The 2630-nt window shown below is 69.2% G+C and carries 3 protein-coding genes and 1 pseudogene; all 4 read left to right on the forward strand.

The window, feature by feature from the left end; all coding sequences use genetic code 11:
• Positions 1 to 562 (forward strand): annotated as a pseudogene (locus VHK87_RS16795) (phosphonate-binding protein); the annotation flags it as partial.
• A complete protein-coding gene (locus VHK87_RS16800) occupies positions 559 to 840 on the forward strand; it encodes an RNA-binding S4 domain-containing protein (protein WP_329636038.1) in 282 nt (93 codons plus the stop codon). The pseudogene VHK87_RS16795 and the gene VHK87_RS16800, both read left to right, overlap by 4 nt.
• A gap of 85 nt (positions 841 to 925) precedes the next feature.
• A complete protein-coding gene (gene fdxA / locus VHK87_RS16805) occupies positions 926 to 1267 on the forward strand; it encodes a ferredoxin FdxA (RefSeq protein WP_329636039.1) in 342 nt (113 codons plus the stop codon).
• Positions 1268 to 1557: 290 nt separating this feature from the next.
• Complete coding sequence (locus VHK87_RS16810) at positions 1558 to 2064, forward strand: CarD family transcriptional regulator (RefSeq protein ID WP_329636040.1); 507 nt, start codon at positions 1558 to 1560, stop codon at positions 2062 to 2064.
• Positions 2065 to 2630 lie beyond the last annotated feature (566 nt).

Below are 2630 nucleotides of genomic sequence, written 5' to 3' on the forward strand. Positions count from 1 at the left end.
CCGGGCGCTGAGCCAGGTGGAGCGGCGGACCTTGAAGTCGCTCGGCGTGAAGCTGGGTGCCTTCAGCCTCTATCTGCCGGCGCTGCTGAAGCCTCAGGCGCAGGCCTACGCCCAGGCCTTCGCCGCCCAGGCGAGCCCGCAGTGGCGCCCCGGCGGCGCCGGGCTGACGCCGCTGGGCGCCGTCGCCCCCAACGCCCAGACGCTGGCGGCCTACGGTCTGCGAGCGGTGGGGCCCTTGGCCGCGCCGGTGGAAGGCCTGGAGCGGCTGGACGCCCTGCTGCGCGCCGCGCCCAAGCTCGGCGGCGGGCAGGTGCTGTCCGACCAGGCGCGCGAGGAGCTCGGCTGGAGCGAGGCGGACGCGGGCGCGGTGATGCGCGGCCTGGGCTTCGCCAGGGCCGGCAAGCCGAAGGAGGGCGAGCCCGTGGCCTGGCGCCGGCGCGACCGCTCCGCGCCCAAGCCCGCCAAGCCGCCGGTCCACTCGCCGTTCGCGGCGCTGGCGGCGCTGAAGACCGCCCCGCCTCGCCGTCGGCCGCGGCGCAAGCCCAAGGCGGCGCACGCATGAGCGAGGACAGCTGCCGCGTGGACGTGTGGCTGTGGCGCGCCCGCTTCTTCAAGACCCGGTCGCTGGCGGCCCGTTATGTGGAGGAGGGCCGGGTGCGGCTCACCCGCAGCGGCATGGAGACCCGTCTCGACAAGCCGTCCCGCTCGGTCAAGGTGGGCGATGGGCTGGTGTTCGCGGTGGGCGGCCGACTGATCGCGGTCGCCGTCGAAGGGCTTGGCGAACGGCGCGGTCCGGCCACGGAAGCGCGCGAGCTGTACTCGCCCTTGCAGATATCCTGAGGTCGCCGCCAGGGCAGGCGGCATTGACAAGCCGCGCCCCGACCCCGAAAACCCGCGCGCCTGCGACCGGAGTATTGTCCCCGCTATGACCTATATCGTCATGGATCCCTGCATTAAGTGCAAGTTCATGGACTGCGTGGAGGTCTGCCCGGTCGACTGCTTCTATGAGGGCGAGAACTTCCTGGCGATCAATCCGGACGAGTGCATCGACTGCGGGGTGTGCGAGCCGGAGTGCCCAGTCGACGCTATCAAGCCGGACACCGAAGACGAGCCGGACGGCAAGTGGCTGCGGATCAACACCGACTACTCGAAGATCTGGCCGAACATCACCGTAAAGGGCACGCCGCCGGCTGACGCCGAGCAGTACGAGCGCGAAACCGGCAAGTTCGAGAAGTACTTCAGCGAGAAGCCTGGCCGCGGCTCCTGACGCGAGCGCGCGCGGTTTCTGACGCGCCGCGGCAAGCCTTTCATTCGGCACGATTTTGTGTTAATGTCTATCTCGACGTGGTGGAAAGCGGCTTCGCTTTGCCCGTCGTTCCGCAGAAGAGCCGTCCAGGCCGGCACGCCTACATAAAGGCGAGGGTTGTCTTAGAGGTCGAAAATCCGCTCGAAAGTCGGGGCCGCCGCAAGCATCTTGCGGGGAAGGGCCTCGTCCGTTCGGGCGGATGCGCGCGCAACCGCGGTCCGGACGCAAAAGGACATTGAAGAGGTCTCGTGATGAGCAAGAGCGGTCTGGATTTCTCGGTTGGCGATCACGTCGTCTATCCGGCCCACGGCGTGGGCCTGGTGCAAGGGATCGAAACCCAGGAAGTCGCCGGCCTTAAGCTCGAGGTGTACGTAATCACCTTTGATCACGAGAAGATGACGCTGCGCGTCCCCACCGGCAAAGCCAAGAGCGCCGGCCTGCGCCCGCTGGCCGAGACCAACGTGGTCAGCCAGGCGCTGAACACCCTGAAGGGCCGCGCCCGCGTGAAGCGCACCATGTGGAGCCGCCGCGCGCAGGAATACGAAGCCAAGATCAATTCGGGCGACCTGATCTCGATCGCCGAGGTGGTCCGCGACCTGCACCGGGCCGAGAACCAGCCCGAGCAGTCCTACTCCGAGCGCCAGCTCTATGAATCGGCGCTGGACCGCATGGCCCGCGAAGTCGCCGCCATCGAGCGGATCGACCGCGAAGAGGCCATCGGCATCCTCGCCAAGTCGCTGGTCCGCACCGCGGCTTAAGCTGCGCGATCAGTCCCGAACACGGGAACGCCCGGCGCACGCGCCGGGCGTTTTCCGTTGGGGCGCTCCTCGCTCGCGACGGGCTGTTAGTGGACGCCGTCCTTGCGAACGCGGCCGAAAGATCGGCCGCCGGATACGGCGTCGTCTTCGCCTCGTCGCGCAGCCTGCCGAAGAAGCGCCGCAGCGTATCGGCGGCCGGTGCGCAACGGGCGACCAGCGCGTCGAGCGCGGGCGTCCGAGCCCGCGGCTCGCCCTTCGCGGCCAGCCACTCGAGGACTGCCGTGGACGCTATAGCGCCACGAGGTCGCCTCAGCGGCCAAGGCGCCGGCGAGGTCGTCATCGCTGAGCGCCCGAAGCTGAGGCGCCAGCCGCTCGAACGTGCGCCTGCGGCTGTCCAGGTGGGCGCTTGGGGAAGTCATGTCTCTCCAATCCGGGGACGGTTCCGCCCTCGAAGGTAGCACCCGCCATCCGCCACGTAACAAGCGCCGCCGCAGGTTCCGAGACTCCGCTCCTCGACGCGGGCGCTTGACCTCGGGCGCCCGCCGCGTTCAGAGGCGGGAACGGGA

It is taken from the genome of Phenylobacterium sp., assembly GCF_036263695.1.
Lineage (GTDB): Bacteria > Pseudomonadota > Alphaproteobacteria > Caulobacterales > Caulobacteraceae > Phenylobacterium.